Genomic DNA, 14,841 nt, shown 5'->3' on the forward strand with positions numbered 1-14,841 from the left:
GCATATTGCCTCTGTTTTTGTTTTATAATTTTTTGTTTTTGCGAATAAAAATAATACACGAAAACAGAGGCTTTTGCAACACAACAATCTGAAATTATTATGTAAATTATGTAAATTATAAATTGATTTCAACACCCTTTATTAGTATAAAAATAAATTTGTGAATAATATTCTCAGATAGTTATTTAATTTATTGTATCAAAAGAATCATTCACATTTGGAATCCTGTCCAAAATTTTATCTTAATCTTTTTTATTTGAATTTAAAATTTCAAATTAACAATAAACTTATTAAAAAAAATCTAAAAAAACAAACTGTTGATAAAAATAACAATATATACATAATATTTATGTATTAATACTTGACATACATAAATATTATGTATATATTAAACATCGAAAATAAAAATTATTCTTCAAAGGGGGAACGATGACTAAAAAAATCACTATCAGCATTCCAGACGAACTACATCAAATGCTTTCTGAATTTAGAGGTTATATTAATATCTCGAACGTTTGTGCTGAATCACTAAAAATGAAAATGGATCAAATTGAAGGGTGTGTACGACAAGCTAAAAAAAGATTTGAAATTTTAATCACCTCTGAAGCATGTAAATTAGCATATGAAGATGGAATGAATTGGGCGGGATATCATGCAAACCCCGTAGAATTAGCTATTGTATGTAATTGGACTAACGGGTGGTTATCAAATGATCCTCAAGCTCAAGAAACAATAGATCTCTTAGAAGAGAATAACGAAAAAATAAATAAAATTCTGTCCGGATATACAACTGGATATGAGTATATTTTCAGCGAATCTTTTATTTCTAGAGGAATAGTTAGTTACCCAATTGATTATGATGATGTGGATATTGTTAAAATTGCTGTTGCATTTTCACAGGGAGCTCAAATTATCTGGAATAGGGTTAAAAATAAATTGATACCAAAACTCATCAATTCAAATGATTAAAAAAGGGAGATTCATCATGAAAAAATCAAATCATGCAAAAAAAAGATGCCAACAAAGAGGTGTTAGAAGCAGTCAAGTTGAATTAATACTTAAATATGGAATTTTAGAATATAAGCGAGGTGCCTATGAATGCTATATCCCTAAAAATATATTCGGACAAATCATTTCAGATTTTAAAAAAAGGATTCAAGATTTAGAAAATATATCACGAGCTAATAAAACACTAATTTTGAATGAAGGAACAATTATTACAGCATATAACAAAGGTAAATTTTAATAATTGGAGTATAAAAAATGGCTAAGAATTATCAACTCATCCCTGGAGAAAATAACAATTGGGAAGTGGCAATTTTTCTATTAATTGACCATCTCTATACACCGAGCACTCAAGTATTACATATTGAATTTTCCAGGGTAGATATGCATTCTTCTATTAATGCATTAGATTTTATTGAAAAATTACTTGGTCCTATAGACTATGTGGTCGATAAAACATTAAGCAATTCAATAAGTAGTGCCATTACAAGACTTGAACGGAACGGATATTTAAAGTGTGAGGATGGTCAATGTATTTTGACGAATAATGGTTTTAATAGATTACAAGAAATAAAAGGCAAATACGTAAAAACTAATAAAGAACCAATTGGATTAAACAAAGAATTGATCGAAGCAGTGATCAAAGCAAATAAAAAAATCGAAAAAGCGATTAAAGACTCTAAAGATCTATCTGAGGATCAAAAAAAAGAGATTTTAAAAAAAATAAATGAAGTGTAATCAAAATAAACGAACTGGGTATCGGCATCTTTAACATTTCACACTGCGGATTATGTTTATAACGAAATCCCCGCAATGCTGGTATCAGGGGAGCAGACTATTACTAACAGTCCGGGCTCTTTCGCATCATAGCAAGACACAACATTGATTTTTAGAATTTCGTTATCATCCTGGATTTACTCTGATAAAAACCAATGAGTATGGAGATCAGGGCGGCAAATGTGCAGAACCCTGATATCAGGCAGATGGGTAACAGCCCGAAATTTGACCAGATGATACCGCCCAGGAAGGCTCCCGCGACCCGCCCGATTCCGGCAACGGCAAAAAATGCGGACATAGTGGATGCTCTTAATTCCGGCACCAGTTCGGTTGATAAACTCATGGAGGTGACAATGGTAAATTCAAAGGTGAAAAAAACAAGGAAAAGCCCTGCCAGAACATAACTTAAGCCGATATCCAGAACCGGTAAAAGAAAATAGGCCCCGGTACACAGGGATACGCCGATGACGATGGATTTTTTTAATCCGATCCTGTCAGAGAAAAAGACGGTACAGCCCTCACCCAGAATTTCGGAAAGCCCGATTAAGATAGTTCCAAAACCAATGGCTACCAGAGAAAGGTTGTAGGACTGTTCCAGCCATGCCCCGTAAATTACAAAAAGATTGTCATTGGCAAGGGACATGAAAAACACAAAGGATAAAATGCTCAAGACTTTTCTGTCTTTAATAATGGTTTTCCAGTTTGACATCATCGGTGTTCTATCTTCAGATGGTATGGTATTCTTTTTATCCTTTGGCATGATTTTCAATATGATGAAAAAACAGACAAGGGAAAATCCACTGATAATGAAAAAAGGTGTATGCCAGGAAAATCGTTCAATGACAACACCGGCTAACGGGATACCGATTAAAGTCGATCCTGCCCAGGCAAGTTCGGTGATTCCGATAATTTGTCCTCGTTTTTCAAAGGGGACAAAATTACTGATAAAGGCCTGGAGGCTGGGATCAAATATGCTTTTGGCAAGCCCGGCAAGGAAAAGGCAGATCACCAGGACGGAATAAACCGGGATCAAACCCACGGCAAAGGTGCCAATGGTCAGCACCCCCAGAGACAACAACATTAAGATTCTATATCCGTATTTGTCGGCAAAGCTGGCCCCAACAGGCCCGAATAAGGATGTGGCCTGGTTGATGGCAATGACGGATGTGATGGCGGAAAGTTCTACATTCAGGCCCCGTGCGAACTCAGGTGCAAAAGGATAAATCAGTCTTCGGGTAATATTAAATAAGAATTTGCTAAAGGTTGTGACGGTGATAAACTCTGCAAATTTTTTTGGATTGTTTGTCATAGGATTTTAATGAACCCGGTTACAGATTTCCAAGAAGCATGAATTTGTCAAAGATCAGTAGAAGACCGATCACAATTAAAAGGATACCGGAAATTTTATTGATTACCCCGATAAATTTCGTTGCCCGTTTCATGATTTCAAGAAGGGAATTGATGAAAAAGGACATGATAAGAAACGGGATGGCAAGACCGGCAGAGTATATGGCTAAAAGAGAGACTCCTTCAAGAACCGTATCCTGGTTTCCGGCAACAATCAGAATTGACCCCAGCATGGGGCCGATACAGGGGCTCCATCCGGCACCAAAGGCCATACCGATAACAAAGGTACCCATCAGATGGAATGGTTTTTTCTTAACATGGATTCTTTTCTCAAAATTAAATCCCTTGATGTTGATAACTCCCAGAAGGTGAAGCCCGAAAACAAGAATAATGCCGCCACCCATATATCTGATAACCCAGGAGTATTTGGACGCAAACCCGCCCAGGAAAGATGCAGAAGCCCCGAAAAGAATAAAAATAAAGGAAAAACCCGCCACGTAAAAAAGGGTGGACAAGATAACTTTTTGTCGGGTTTCTTTTTTGTCTTCAGTCAGTTCATCAAGTGACAAGCCAGTAATAAAAGAGAAATATGCCGGTATCAGAGGCAGAATACAGGGAGAAAAAAAAGAGAGCAGTCCTGCAAAAAGAGCGGCCGGGTAGGTTATGGTTTCAGCAAACACGATATTATCCTTATTTTTGATTGTGTTTTTTAATGTCTTAACCTATTCATTTTTCTTTGTCTATCAAGACTATCCATATATTATTTTATTGAATAAATATCCAGTATGGTTATACTCAGTATGATATCAATAAAAAAGAGGGATATATGATCATTATTGCTACCCATAAGGGATCGGATTTTGATGCATTGGCATCCCTGGTAGCAGCAAGCTTGCTTTACCCCGGCTCCAAACCTGTGTTACCAATGTCAATTAATGCAAATTTAAAAGCTTTCTTATCTATTCATAAAGATACGTTTAATTTCTACTCTCCCAAAGATATTATTTTTGAGCAGGTAAAAACTCTTGTTGTTGTGGATACACATTCCTGGAGCCGTCTGGAAGGAATGGAGCCCTTAAAAGACAGACAAGACCTTGAGATTATTGTGTGGGACCATCATTCTGAAGGTGATATTGAAACCGACCAGAAAAATATCAGTGAAACAGGGGCTGCTGTTACCATTCTGGTGAAAGAGATTGAAAGACAAAGAAAACTGATCACCCCGATCCAGGCCACGCTTTTTTTGATGGGATTGTATGAAGATACCGGAAATCTCACATTCCCGTCAACTTTGTCAGATGATGCATATGCTGCCGGGTTTCTTCTTGACAGAAAAGCAGATCTGCATATTCTTTCCACTTTTTTACGGCAGGCGTATGGGAAAAAGCAGAAAGATATCCTCTTTCATATGATACAGAAAGCCGAAAGAAGGGAAGTCGGTGGGTTTACCATCAGTATTGCCAAGATGGAAATAGGGGAACGAATCCAGAATCTTGCCATGGTCCTTCAGATGTATCGGGAAATTGTCAATGTGGATGCTGCATTCGGAATTTTCAAAGATGTTGAACGAAATAAGTGTATGGTTATCGGCAGAAGTAATATAGATGAAATCAATATCGGCCTTTTAATGCGAAGCGTAGGCGGCGGCGGCCATCCGGGAGCCGGATCTGCCCTGCTAAAAGATGTTAACCCGGATATAATAGAAAAAATGTTAGTTGAGCTTATTTCAGGGAATCAGCATTCTTCTGTGATGTTGTCGGATATCATGTCCTATCCAGTGGTCTCTGTGAGTGAGGATACAATGGTTGAAGAAGTGGCCATGATTTTAAGAGATTTGGGGTGCACAGGTGTGCCTATTGTGGATAATGATGAGCATATTGTCGGGGTGATCTCCCGACGGGATTTTAAGAAAGTTAGAAAATCAAATCACATGCAGTCGCCCATAAAAGCATTCATGAGCAGGAATGTTGTGACCATGCACCAAGGCAAAAGTGCCATAGAAGCAGCCAGATTGATGATAAAACATGATGTCGGACGTATCCCTGTCATGAAAGCTGATAAAATTGTCGGGATCGTTACCCGGTCAGATGTAATGATGTATTTTTATGATTTGCTGCCGGATTAACATAGGTTTTGTTATAAATTAAGTTTTCTTTTTGCTTTAACAGCAAGTTTTTCCCTGAATATTTTTGAGTTGTGCCGGATGTCCACCGGGAACGCCTTTTCAATAAAAATATGTTCGATACTAGCTGTTAGCGGGTTTGATTTCGCAAGGTCTAAAAGCTCTTTGATAAAGACTTTTTTATTGCTTATTTTTGAACAGGGTTCAATAAACACAACCGGTGTCTGCATGTTTCTCGGGCCTGCGCCTGCAAGGGCGCTTCTGAACACCTTTTCATGATTGTTGAAAATGGCTTCAACAGGGATAGTGAAAAGTGTTTCATCCTGGGTGATGACCCTGTGGTTTTTTCTTCCGCAAAACCATAGTCGCCCCTTTGAATCCTTCCATCCAAGGTCGCCCATCCTATGCCAGACTTTGCCGTCCGTATCAGGGATTTTAGCCAGTAGATTTGCTTCGCGGTTGTTAAAATAGTGCTCTGTCACAAGGCCTGCTTTTACTATTATTTCTCCTACCTGGTTTTCAGGCACTTTGAGTTTGTCATGGAGCTGGGTGATGGGATCATCACTGATTTTAATAAGTTTGACACGGGTGTTGCAAATGGGTCGGCCGATACACATCCCAAATCCCTGCTCGGAAAGTTTTTTGGTCTCTGCCAGGATTTCATTGGATCCAATGGATATGATAGGGACAGCCTCAGTCGCACCATAGGGGGTATGAATCTGGGCATGGCCAGACAACAGGGTTGAAAATTGTTCTATATTGGCCGGTGTTACCGGTGCGCCTGCAGATATCACACGTCTTAAAGAGGGCAGTTTGATGTGGTTCTCCTTACCGAATTTGCCCACCCGGTTTAAGAGAGCTGGGGAGGCAAACATATTGGTGACACCGTGGTTTTCAACTGCTTCAATGATTTTTCTCGGGTCCACCAGGGCCGGTTTGGTCGGGTCCATATCAGGAATGACGGCTGTCATGCCAAGGATCGGATCAAAAAGGGCAAACAAGGGAAAGGTCGGTAGATCAATTTCATCCGGATCGATCTGAAAATGTTCCTGGATCTGTTTAATCTGGGCCTCAAAGTTTCCATGGGTATAGACGACGCCCTTGGCAGGGCCGGTTGACCCTGTGGTAAATACAATGGCTGCGGTTTCATCTCTTGTCGTCCGGGCTTTTGGATAAGGTTCATCTGTCTGCATCATGAGCTGGTCAAGGGTATATCCTCCCCAGAACCATCTTTTGCCAACCGTAACCCAGTGCTTAACCGATTTAAAAAAGCCGGGTTTCAGTTTTCGTAAAATATGGGCTTTTTCAATACCGATAAAGGCTTTGGGTTTACCTTGCTCCAGGCATTGAAGCATCCTGTCAATTCCCATTCCCGGATCAACAACAACGGGCACGGCACCGACCTTGAACATGGCAAATATGGTGATAAAAAATTCCATACCGGGCGGTACCATCAGAATCGTCCGGGTTCCTTTGATAATGCCGATTTTTTCAAGGCCAAAGGCAAGAGCGTCCGATTCGGTTTCAAGTTGGGTAAATGTCATCTGGCTGTAGAGTACCCTGCCGTTCTTGTCTCTTCCGGAAGGACAAACAACCGCTCTTTTGTGGGGATATTTTTCTTGTATTTTTTTCAGACCCAGTGAGATATTTGCATAAGTTGTCATAAAAATTTCTTTATTTTTTTAAAAACGTTTCGATCAGACGGGCTGTTTCTTCTGGCTTGTCTTCAAACAGGTAATGGCCTGCATCATGAAAAACATGGGTGACAGCCCTTGGAAATCTTCGCCTGAATTCATTTAAAAATTCCAGATCAAAAACAAAATCTTTTGCTCCCCATAAAAACATTAAAGCGGATTCATCAAGTTGTTTAAGATGCTGATCCACGTGATCGACGATTGCGTAGCTTCGATCTTTTTCACTTATTGGTATGTCCTGGACAAATTTTAAGGTCGCAACTCTATTTTTCCATGAATTATAAGGTTCAACAAGACCTTTTTTGACTTTTGAGGGTATTTTTTTTTCACTGCCAAGATAGAGAGCACCTTTTGCAAACACGTTAAGTCCAAGTACAGCAGGGACTGCAAAGATCCTGATGGTCTTGATGAGCCATAAGAGGAATGGAAATTGCTTTTCTTCCGGCAGAAAAAATCCCGAAGTATTGGTAATAATAATTTTGTCAATCCTGTTAATGTGGTTAACTGCCCAGGCAAGGCCGATCATGCCGCCCCAGTCATGGAGAACCAGGCTTATTTTTTCATTAATATTCAAGTGGCGAATCAGGGTGTCAAGGTCTTTTATCCGGGATTCAAGGGTGTAATGGTATGCTTCCGCAGTTGGTTTGTCCGATAAACCGCATCCGATATGATCGGGTGCAATGGTACGGAAATCAGGTGAAAGGGTTTGGATCAGGTGCCTGTAATAAAACGACCAGGTGGGGTTACCGTGAACCATGATGACGGGTTTGCCTTCTCCCTCGTCAATATAGTGAAGATCGTGTCCGTTGATATTCATGAAGTTGGATTCAAAGGGGTAGAGGGCTTCAAATTTTTTTGTAGAAGTCAGTTTATTATTAATCAGTCTTTCTACCATTCAACACCTAAAAAATAGCAGTTCAGGCCTGATCCGACACCGATAAAGGCCACAAAATCTCCGGGCTGCAAAAATCCTCTCTCATCTGCTATGGCTGCCGTGATGGGAAGTGAAACCGTTCCCACATTGCCTAAAAACGGATAGGTGCAAAAATCCTTTTGTATATCCACGTTCAAGGCCTGGTAAAATTTTTGGTGGTGAAAGGACCCGACCTGGTGTCCGATAAATTTATCCGGTTTGTCCCGGGGAAGATCAAATTCTTTTTTAAATTCTTCAAATGTTTTTTTAGCAAGGATAAGGCCATGTTCGAGAACTTCCTGAGCCCTGGTTCTCATGATGACTTTTGAACCCGTGGGCATGCCTTTTTGTTCAAATCCCCAATTGCAGAGTCTGTGATGCTCAATGGCATTTTTTACCACCCCGCCTTTAATGGCATGTTTTCTATTATCCGGGTTGCCGATGGTACCGTCCGTCAGCAGTACAGCAACAGCCCCGGAACCACCGGTCATTGTGGCAATAGCATCTTTATAAAATTCAATGTTTTTATGGGTGTTGATTTCATTAATGGTTGAATCAACAATTTGCCGAGCTGTTTCACAGGAGACCACAAGGCCTGCTTTAATATTGCCAAGCTCTATTTCATTGGCTACATGGACAATCCCTGTTATCACACCTAAACAGGCACTTTTAACATCATAAATATGGGCATCCTCACCCATATTCAACTGGTCGGCTACGGCACAGGATGTAGCCGGTTCAAATCCGTCCTGGCCGACCCCGCAATATACAAGGGCACCGATCTTGTCGGGCGATATGTCGGCTTCATCAAGGGCTCTTTGTCCGGCAATGGCGGCATGTTCGGCTAAGGTATGATCTTCATCCCAGTATCTTCTCTCCTTAATACCGGTTAAGGCTTCAATCTGTCCGGGTCCAAACCCCATCTTCTGAAAGAAAGGAGCCAGTTTTTTTTCCAGTTCTTTAGTTGTTACAATATTGGGGGCAAGTTCATATCCAAAGGATTCTATAAACACGTTTGAATATTTCATTGTTTTCTCCAAAAAGATTCTAACTCGCTCTTTGTCAGGCCCACGATTTTTATTCCCATGTTTTTGTACAGGACAATTCTTAAATCATCGGAAAACATGTGCGCATCAGCTATTACATATGGTTCCGGGGCATACCCCATCTCTTTTATTTCTATTTCATACCGGGCTTTTTTTGTGTCAGGTGTCACAGGTCCCCGGCATTTTAAATCACTCTCATTGTTTGGAATAACATCATAAAAGACATCATCCCGGTCACTTACCCAGCCCATTTTCTGGGTAAAGATCCTTAAGGCATGGGCACAGCATTCATACATCAGGGTGCCCGGCATGACCTTGTCATCAATAAAATGGCACGTTAGAAACCAGTCATCCGGGTGGATATCTGCCTCGGCAATAATGGATCCAAGACAAAACCGTCCGCCTGTGGGATCAAACTCAAGAACCCTGTCAATAAGGTGCATCCTGCCGCCGGGAAGCTTTAGATGTTTTCCAAGTGATATCTGCTCAAAATTTTTTCCAAAGGCTTTCCCAAGATCTCCCTGTCTTAGAGCCTCAATCTTTTCATCTGGAAAGTTCTGTTCTTTAACCGGAACCAGGGGGGAAAATTTAAAATCAGGGCTTATCTGTTTTAATTCTTCTGTCTTTAAAATAATACCGCCTGAAGTTTCAACCTCTTGTTCCGTAAAAAAACCAGCGCATCCGTCCCGCATGGAAATCAGCAATTGGTCGTTAATATACCCTTTATAATGGAAAAAGAACAGATATACATCCCCTTGTTTTAAAAACCGGTCAATTTCAATGTGGTACTCAATGGTTTCTCCGGGTTCGGGCAATGTCCTGTGAAAGGTGACCCTGGCATCCAGGAGCCTGTATTTTCTGGTGCCCTTGATGACATGGTCGATGCCTAACCAGGCGCATAAAAAAAGATCTGCCTGACCTGCTTCAATAGAGATGGAAACAGGGGCTTTCCCGCCGTCCAGATACCAGGCATTCTCCCTGACATCGTGCTGGGTAATGATTTTGCCCGAGGTTAAAGACAGCATTTCGCCCTGAATATCCATGATTCTGTCCACCAGCATCAATGGTTCATCCGGCAGTCTCACCCTGACAGGATAGGTATCTATAATCTCAAATTTTTTTCCAAGTACATGCCCGGCTTTTCCAATGGCATACTCAAGGCACTGGTCTCTGTCCAGGAAAGGGGGCTTTACAGCAGGAACTTCTATGTCAGCTATCGGGTGTCCATCTGTATCTTGTATAATGCTGCCTGCAAGCCGGGTCAGGGTTTCAAACTGTTTTTCAAGAAGCCTCATGTTTTCTTTTGAAAATTCAAGAAATTTTTCATGGGCATTGGATGTTGCAAGGCTGCCTCTGGCAATCAAAGCCGGATCAAGATTGAGGGTATCCTGCTGAGTTTGATTTTCCTGGCCGTTTCCTTCAAGGATCACATGGGAACAGGCACCATCCAGAGTGATGGATGCAACACAGGCCTTTTGTACCGTTTTATTCGAAGGCATCAGCCTGTAATTCAGGCAAAGCGCTGTCTTGATAACGGAGAATAAGGCGGATGCACCTCTGGTGTTTCCGAGGACAGAAGATGTTGATGTGACATGGCAGGGGGAAATGCCCGGTTCTTTTGAATAAAGCGTGTTTAACACGTTGGTTTCAGTTGCATCATCTTCTTTTATCCCTGACAAGCTTGCTTCATAAAGACAGATTTCCTTTAATGATGTTTTTGAATCTTTAAGGGCATTTTCAAGGGATTGGGTATAAAGGGTTTCCGATAGTGTCGAATCCTGATCTGTTTCACCGGGGATAGCACCGCTGCTTGCACCTGCCACACCCGTGATGACACCATAAATCCTGTCGCCGTCTTCAATGGCCTGATCCAGCCGTTTTAAAACAATGGCACAAGCCCCCTCAGACGGCAGGATTGCTCCGGTATGGGGTTTGGCTATATCGTTGAGGGCAAATTGCCGGATATCCCCTGCAAGGTCAACACAGCCACAGATAAAGACATCAGTTTCATGGGCGCTTAAGGAATGAACAGCAGTTTCAATGGCCTTGATGCCGGAAGCCGCTCCGGCAGACAGGGTGAAACAGGGCCCTCCAAGCTTGAATTCCCTTGCCACACGAGATGCCACAATTCCGCCAAGGGCGCCCAGTGTCCGGTTAAAGGTCAACGGCGGAGAAAGGGTGCCTTTTTGCTCCTCATCCAGATGATTGATTTTCCAGCGAAGATGAAAATCAGTGGCACCATAATCAAATTCAATTCCAATGGCACAACCGATATGATCCCTTTGCGGTTCGCCTTCTAATGGCCTTGGATTGATCTTTGCGTTTTCTAAAGCCCCTTTGGCTGCTTTAAGAAGAATAATATGCTGGGGCAGGATATCATCCATTTGATTGGGGGGGATATGAAATTCGCCTGGCCGGGTTGACAGATGATCCAAATAAAATCCCGGCTTTTCCTCAAAAGCCTGAGACCGGGTTCTTTTCCACCTTGATCCCGGGAGCTCAGGACTTAAGCGTGCTTTGTCAAACAAAAGATCCTTAAACCGGGACAGGGAGTGACAATCCTTTGCAATGGTTTCCATGCCGATAATGGCACAGGAAATCTTTTTCAACGTCTTTTTTTTATCGATATTTTTTACAATATGACAGGTCGAAGTTTTTTTAAATTCTTCAACAAGAAGATGGGCATTGATACCGCCAAACCCAAAAGCGCTGATTCCGGCCTTTCTTGTTGAATGGAGGGATTCAGGGTTCCAGTCTTCAACCTCGGTTTGAACCTTGATATTACTCTCATTTAGAAGACTTTTGGAGGAAGGCGCTGAATAATTTAGCGACGGTGGCAAAAATCCTTCATTCATTGAAAGAACAGTTTTTATAAATCCTGCTGCGCCTGCTGCTGTTAGAAGATGGCCGGTCATTGATTTGACAGATCCTATGGAAAATTGTTTATCCGGACAGTCAAATGCATCAAGCAATGCATGTATGCTGGACAATTCCACCTGATCCCCCACAGGAGTGCCTGATCCGTGGCATTCCATGTACTGGATGTCTAAAGGGGACCACGATGCCTGTTTATACGCCTGGATCATGGCCCGAACCTGGCCTTCTTTCGCTGGTCCCACAAGGGTTCCTTCAATATCATTGGATACCCCGGCGCCAGTAATGACGGCATGGATCTTATCACCAGAGTTTATGGCATCTTGAAGCCGTTTCAACACAACAATACCGGTTCCTTCTCCTACAACAAGTCCGTCGGCATCCTTATCAAAGGGAGAACATCTGCCCGAGGGTGACAATGCCTGCAGCTGTGTAAACCCGATCTGGGTATAAAGGGAATCCGGCCTGGAAACACCACCGGCCACCATGATGTCAGCCTTCTTTAAATGGAGGTGTTCACAGGCAAGTTTGATGGAATATAAAGAGGATGCACAGGCCGCATCAAGGGTAAAGCATCCGCCCTCAAACCCCATGGCTCTTGCAAGAATCGCAGCCGGAAGCGACACTACTCCGGCGCTTGAAAAATCCTTTGGAACGACTCCTTTATAATTTTTATTGCAAAGTATCTGCCAGGAAATCAGAGAGGATGTGTCAGTGGGAAGGGCGATGGCAGCCAAAATAACCCCGGTTCGTTTTTTGTCTTCTTTTGTATGGGAACATTGTAAAAAAGCATCTCTTCCCGCATGCAGAACAAGTTGATGCAATGGATCAAGATCTGATAAAAGATTCTTATCCACAAGAAAACCATCAGGATTAAAATGGAAATTTTCAATGAGACCGGCTTTGTTGGTGACCGCCTTGTCAGGAAGCGTCTGGTGCGAGATAAAATCGTTGACAGGCCCTATCCATCGATGAGCCGGAACAGGGATAACCGATTCTTTTTTATGGATGATATTGTCAAGGAATTGTCGGGTATCCAGAGCTTGGGGAAATACCCCGGCCATACCGACGACAGCTATTTTACCTATCCTTTTTAGAGTATGGTTTATTTTACGGGTTCTCATAAGGGTTCATATAATTTAGAAACCGGCTGATTTCAAGAAAGCTTTGTAAAATTTGTGTAAAATTCAGATTCAGGAATAAATAAGAAAAAAGCCTTGTATAATGGATTTTGCCAAAAGCCACACCGTTATAACAACAAAGAAAATGGCTAATGATCTATCAAAAACAGTTTCTTTTCTTTTTTCATTATATCCCAACAGCCAGCCCAAAAAGATACCGGCAAACAATCCGCCGGCATGACCCCAATTATTAATATTGGGCATTAGAAAACCGATCAGGACAAGAGTAACAACCCAGCCCGAGGTCTGTTTGTACACCAGCTGTCCCCATTGCCCGCCCCTTGATTTGCCGAAATAGAGCGCTGCTCCGATCAGTCCGCAAAGCCCTGATGAAGCGCCAATGGTCAGATAAACATTGCCAATATAGGACAAGAAAAACCCTGCACTACCTGCCAGCGTATAGATGGAAAACATTCGAAACAGGCCGAATTCCTTCATAACCAGTGGTGCAATGGCTTTCAGAGCCATCATGTTAAACAGAACATGGAGAAGCCCTCCGTGAAGCCAGTTGGCTGTAATCAGGGACCACCACGCCCCAAATTTAACAATGGGAAGCCGGCCCGAGGCGCCAAGAAAATTTAATACATCCAGAGACGGGGTAAAGGCATAAAACGGATTAAGGGTCAGGATCATGTTTTTGCCACTGTAAATCAGGCTGACAATAAACATGATAACATTGGTATAAATTATTGCTTTCAGGACAACAGCGGGTGTAAGAAAAGAACCGTGTGTTTTATAGTGTGCCATAATTGTCCGGGGTTATAAGGTGTATCCTTGTCAAAGTCAATATGGTTATTTTCAAAAATTATAACTTGAAAATAAACAATAATAGGGTAAAATCAACTTTCAAATTAAATAATGATGAGGTATTGAGATGAGTCTGCTTTCTATTTTCAGTCTGGCCATGGCATTATTTGTCCTTGGGGTAACACCGGGTCCAGGTATGTTTGCCACGATTTCAAGATCCCTTGCATCAGGCTTTGTCCCGTCCCTTGGAGTGGTTGCAGGAATTGTCACCGGTGATATTATTTTTCTGGTGTTTGCTATCCTGGGGTTGTCTTTCATTTCACAGGCCCTGGGCAATTTTTTTGTGGTAGTCAAGATTATCGGCGCGGCATACTTGATTTTTCTCGGGGTTAAAATCTGTATGTCCAAACCTGTACCGGCTCAACACTCTAATGACAAAAAAGGCATGAAGTATGGCAATTATTTAACCGGACTTGTTATTACCTTATCAAATCCCAAAGTGATCCTTTTCTATTGTGGATTTCTCCCCACTTTTATGGATCTGTCTTCCTTGAGCAGTGTGGATATCTGTATTGCCGCCACCACGGTTGCAGTAGTTTTATCAAGTATTCTGGTTTTTTATGCCTATCTTGCCAACCGGGCAAGAGAGTTTTTTTCCAGTACGCGTTCTGTCAGGCGACTGAACAGGACAGCGGGCGGGGTGATGATTGCAGCGGGTGTGGCTATAGCAGCAAATTCCTGATCTTAGTTTTTATATTCTGTATTCAACTGAGTGATATGCGGACAACCGCTTAATTATTTGTTCATGGCGGCTCCGCCGCCGGTCAGCACCGCGATTATATTTCCGTATAAAATATTATATGGAAATTTTTCTAATTAATTTTCCGAAATAAGTTGCATAAGGAAAAAAAATAGATTATATTTCCGTATAAAAATATTAACGGAAAATAGATTGATAGAATAATGAATTTTAGCAAATTTAAAGCAGGAACTAATAAAGGGTGTTGAAACCATTCAAAATATAGCAGAAATATAATATCCCTATTAAATTTCACCCAATTTTTCAATTTTTTTTTGCTCATATCGTTTGCTATTTCACCTGATTTTGTTTTTAGCCTTTTAAAATCTCATATTA

Annotated in this window: 12 protein-coding genes; 5 read left to right on the forward strand and 7 right to left on the reverse strand. The window is 41.5% G+C overall.

The annotated features are described in order from the left end of the window. Positions 1–429: 429 nt before the first annotated feature. From QAI40_RS13975 to QAI40_RS13985, 3 genes are read left to right on the forward strand one after another with little or no spacing between them, the layout of a single operon-like run. Entirely contained in the window at positions 430–969 is a 540-nt protein-coding gene (locus QAI40_RS13975) for a hypothetical protein (protein WP_299983125.1), read from the forward strand. A gap of 16 nt (positions 970–985) precedes the next feature. Then, positions 986–1,246 carry a DUF4258 domain-containing protein gene (locus QAI40_RS13980; RefSeq protein ID WP_299983127.1) on the forward strand — a complete coding sequence of 87 codons (261 nt, stop codon included), beginning with the start codon at positions 986–988 and terminating at the stop codon, positions 1,244–1,246. A 17-nt stretch (positions 1,247–1,263) separates the two neighbouring features. Beyond that, positions 1,264–1,743 carry a hypothetical protein gene (locus QAI40_RS13985; RefSeq protein ID WP_299983129.1) on the forward strand — a complete coding sequence of 160 codons (480 nt, stop codon included), beginning with the start codon at positions 1,264–1,266 and terminating at the stop codon, positions 1,741–1,743. Positions 1,744–1,894: 151 nt separating this feature from the next. On the opposite strand, the gene QAI40_RS13990 is transcribed toward QAI40_RS13985, so the two are convergent. Further along, complete coding sequence (locus QAI40_RS13990; protein WP_299983131.1) at positions 1,895–3,091, reverse strand: MFS transporter; 1,197 nt, start codon at positions 3,089–3,091, stop codon at positions 1,895–1,897. A 19-nt stretch (positions 3,092–3,110) separates the two neighbouring features. After that, the gene (locus QAI40_RS13995) at positions 3,111–3,809 is read right to left on the reverse strand and encodes a cytochrome c biogenesis CcdA family protein (protein WP_299983133.1); all 699 of its coding nucleotides are present in this window, start codon (positions 3,807–3,809) and stop codon (positions 3,111–3,113) included. A 146-nt stretch (positions 3,810–3,955) separates the two neighbouring features. Here QAI40_RS13995 and QAI40_RS14000 point away from each other — a divergent pair, with 146 nt between their 5' ends. Further along, positions 3,956–5,254, forward strand: a complete 1,299-nt coding sequence (locus QAI40_RS14000) for a CBS domain-containing protein (RefSeq protein WP_299983135.1) — start codon at positions 3,956–3,958, stop codon at positions 5,252–5,254. Positions 5,255–5,265: 11 nt separating this feature from the next. Here the strand turns inward: QAI40_RS14000 and QAI40_RS14005 are convergent, their stop codons facing one another. From QAI40_RS14005 to QAI40_RS14025, 5 genes are all read right to left on the reverse strand, one after another. Beyond that, the gene (locus QAI40_RS14005) at positions 5,266–6,915 is read right to left on the reverse strand and encodes a fatty acid CoA ligase family protein (RefSeq protein ID WP_299983137.1); all 1,650 of its coding nucleotides are present in this window, start codon (positions 6,913–6,915) and stop codon (positions 5,266–5,268) included. A 10-nt stretch (positions 6,916–6,925) separates the two neighbouring features. Beyond that, positions 6,926–7,840 carry an alpha/beta fold hydrolase gene (locus tag QAI40_RS14010; protein WP_299983139.1) on the reverse strand — a complete coding sequence of 305 codons (915 nt, stop codon included), beginning with the start codon at positions 7,838–7,840 and terminating at the stop codon, positions 6,926–6,928. Continuing rightward, positions 7,834–8,886, reverse strand: coding sequence for a 3-oxoacyl-ACP synthase III (locus QAI40_RS14015; RefSeq protein WP_299983141.1), 1,053 nt, complete (start codon positions 8,884–8,886; stop codon positions 7,834–7,836). Before QAI40_RS14015 ends, QAI40_RS14010 begins: the two co-directional genes overlap by 7 nt. Then, positions 8,883–12,902 (reverse strand): beta-ketoacyl synthase N-terminal-like domain-containing protein, encoded by a 4,020-nt coding sequence (locus QAI40_RS14020; protein ID WP_299983143.1) that lies wholly within the window; start codon positions 12,900–12,902, stop codon positions 8,883–8,885. The genes QAI40_RS14015 and QAI40_RS14020 overlap by 4 nt, the downstream gene beginning before the upstream one ends. A gap of 69 nt (positions 12,903–12,971) precedes the next feature. Beyond that, positions 12,972–13,706, reverse strand: a complete 735-nt coding sequence (locus QAI40_RS14025; RefSeq protein WP_299983145.1) for a rhomboid family intramembrane serine protease — start codon at positions 13,704–13,706, stop codon at positions 12,972–12,974. 127 nt (positions 13,707–13,833) lie between these two features. On the opposite strand from QAI40_RS14025, the gene QAI40_RS14030 reads away from it, so the two are divergent. Then, on the forward strand, positions 13,834–14,448 hold the full coding sequence (locus QAI40_RS14030; RefSeq protein WP_299983147.1) for a LysE family translocator: 615 nt from the start codon (positions 13,834–13,836) through the stop codon (positions 14,446–14,448). Positions 14,449–14,841: the final 393 nt, after the last annotated feature.

Origin of the sequence: Desulfobacula sp. (assembly GCF_030611305.1) — a bacterium.
Lineage (GTDB): Bacteria > Desulfobacterota > Desulfobacteria > Desulfobacterales > Desulfobacteraceae > Desulfobacula.

Coding starts and splice junctions, on each gene's coding strand:
- QAI40_RS13975 (WP_299983125.1), top strand. CDS start 430: ATGACTAAAAAAATCACTATCAGCATTCCAGACGAACTACATCAAATG.
- QAI40_RS13980 (WP_299983127.1), top strand. CDS start 986: ATGAAAAAATCAAATCATGCAAAAAAAAGATGCCAACAAAGAGGTGTT.
- QAI40_RS13985 (WP_299983129.1), top strand. CDS start 1,264: ATGGCTAAGAATTATCAACTCATCCCTGGAGAAAATAACAATTGGGAA.
- QAI40_RS13990 (WP_299983131.1), bottom strand. CDS start 3,091: ATGACAAACAATCCAAAAAAATTTGCAGAGTTTATCACCGTCACAACC.
- QAI40_RS14000 (WP_299983135.1), top strand. CDS start 3,956: ATGATCATTATTGCTACCCATAAGGGATCGGATTTTGATGCATTGGCA.
- QAI40_RS14005 (WP_299983137.1), bottom strand. CDS start 6,915: ATGACAACTTATGCAAATATCTCACTGGGTCTGAAAAAAATACAAGAA.
- QAI40_RS14010 (WP_299983139.1), bottom strand. CDS start 7,840: ATGGTAGAAAGACTGATTAATAATAAACTGACTTCTACAAAAAAATTT.
- QAI40_RS14015 (WP_299983141.1), bottom strand. CDS start 8,886: ATGAAATATTCAAACGTGTTTATAGAATCCTTTGGATATGAACTTGCC.
- QAI40_RS14020 (WP_299983143.1), bottom strand. CDS start 12,902: ATGAGAACCCGTAAAATAAACCATACTCTAAAAAGGATAGGTAAAATA.
- QAI40_RS14025 (WP_299983145.1), bottom strand. CDS start 13,706: ATGGCACACTATAAAACACACGGTTCTTTTCTTACACCCGCTGTTGTC.
- QAI40_RS14030 (WP_299983147.1), top strand. CDS start 13,834: ATGAGTCTGCTTTCTATTTTCAGTCTGGCCATGGCATTATTTGTCCTT.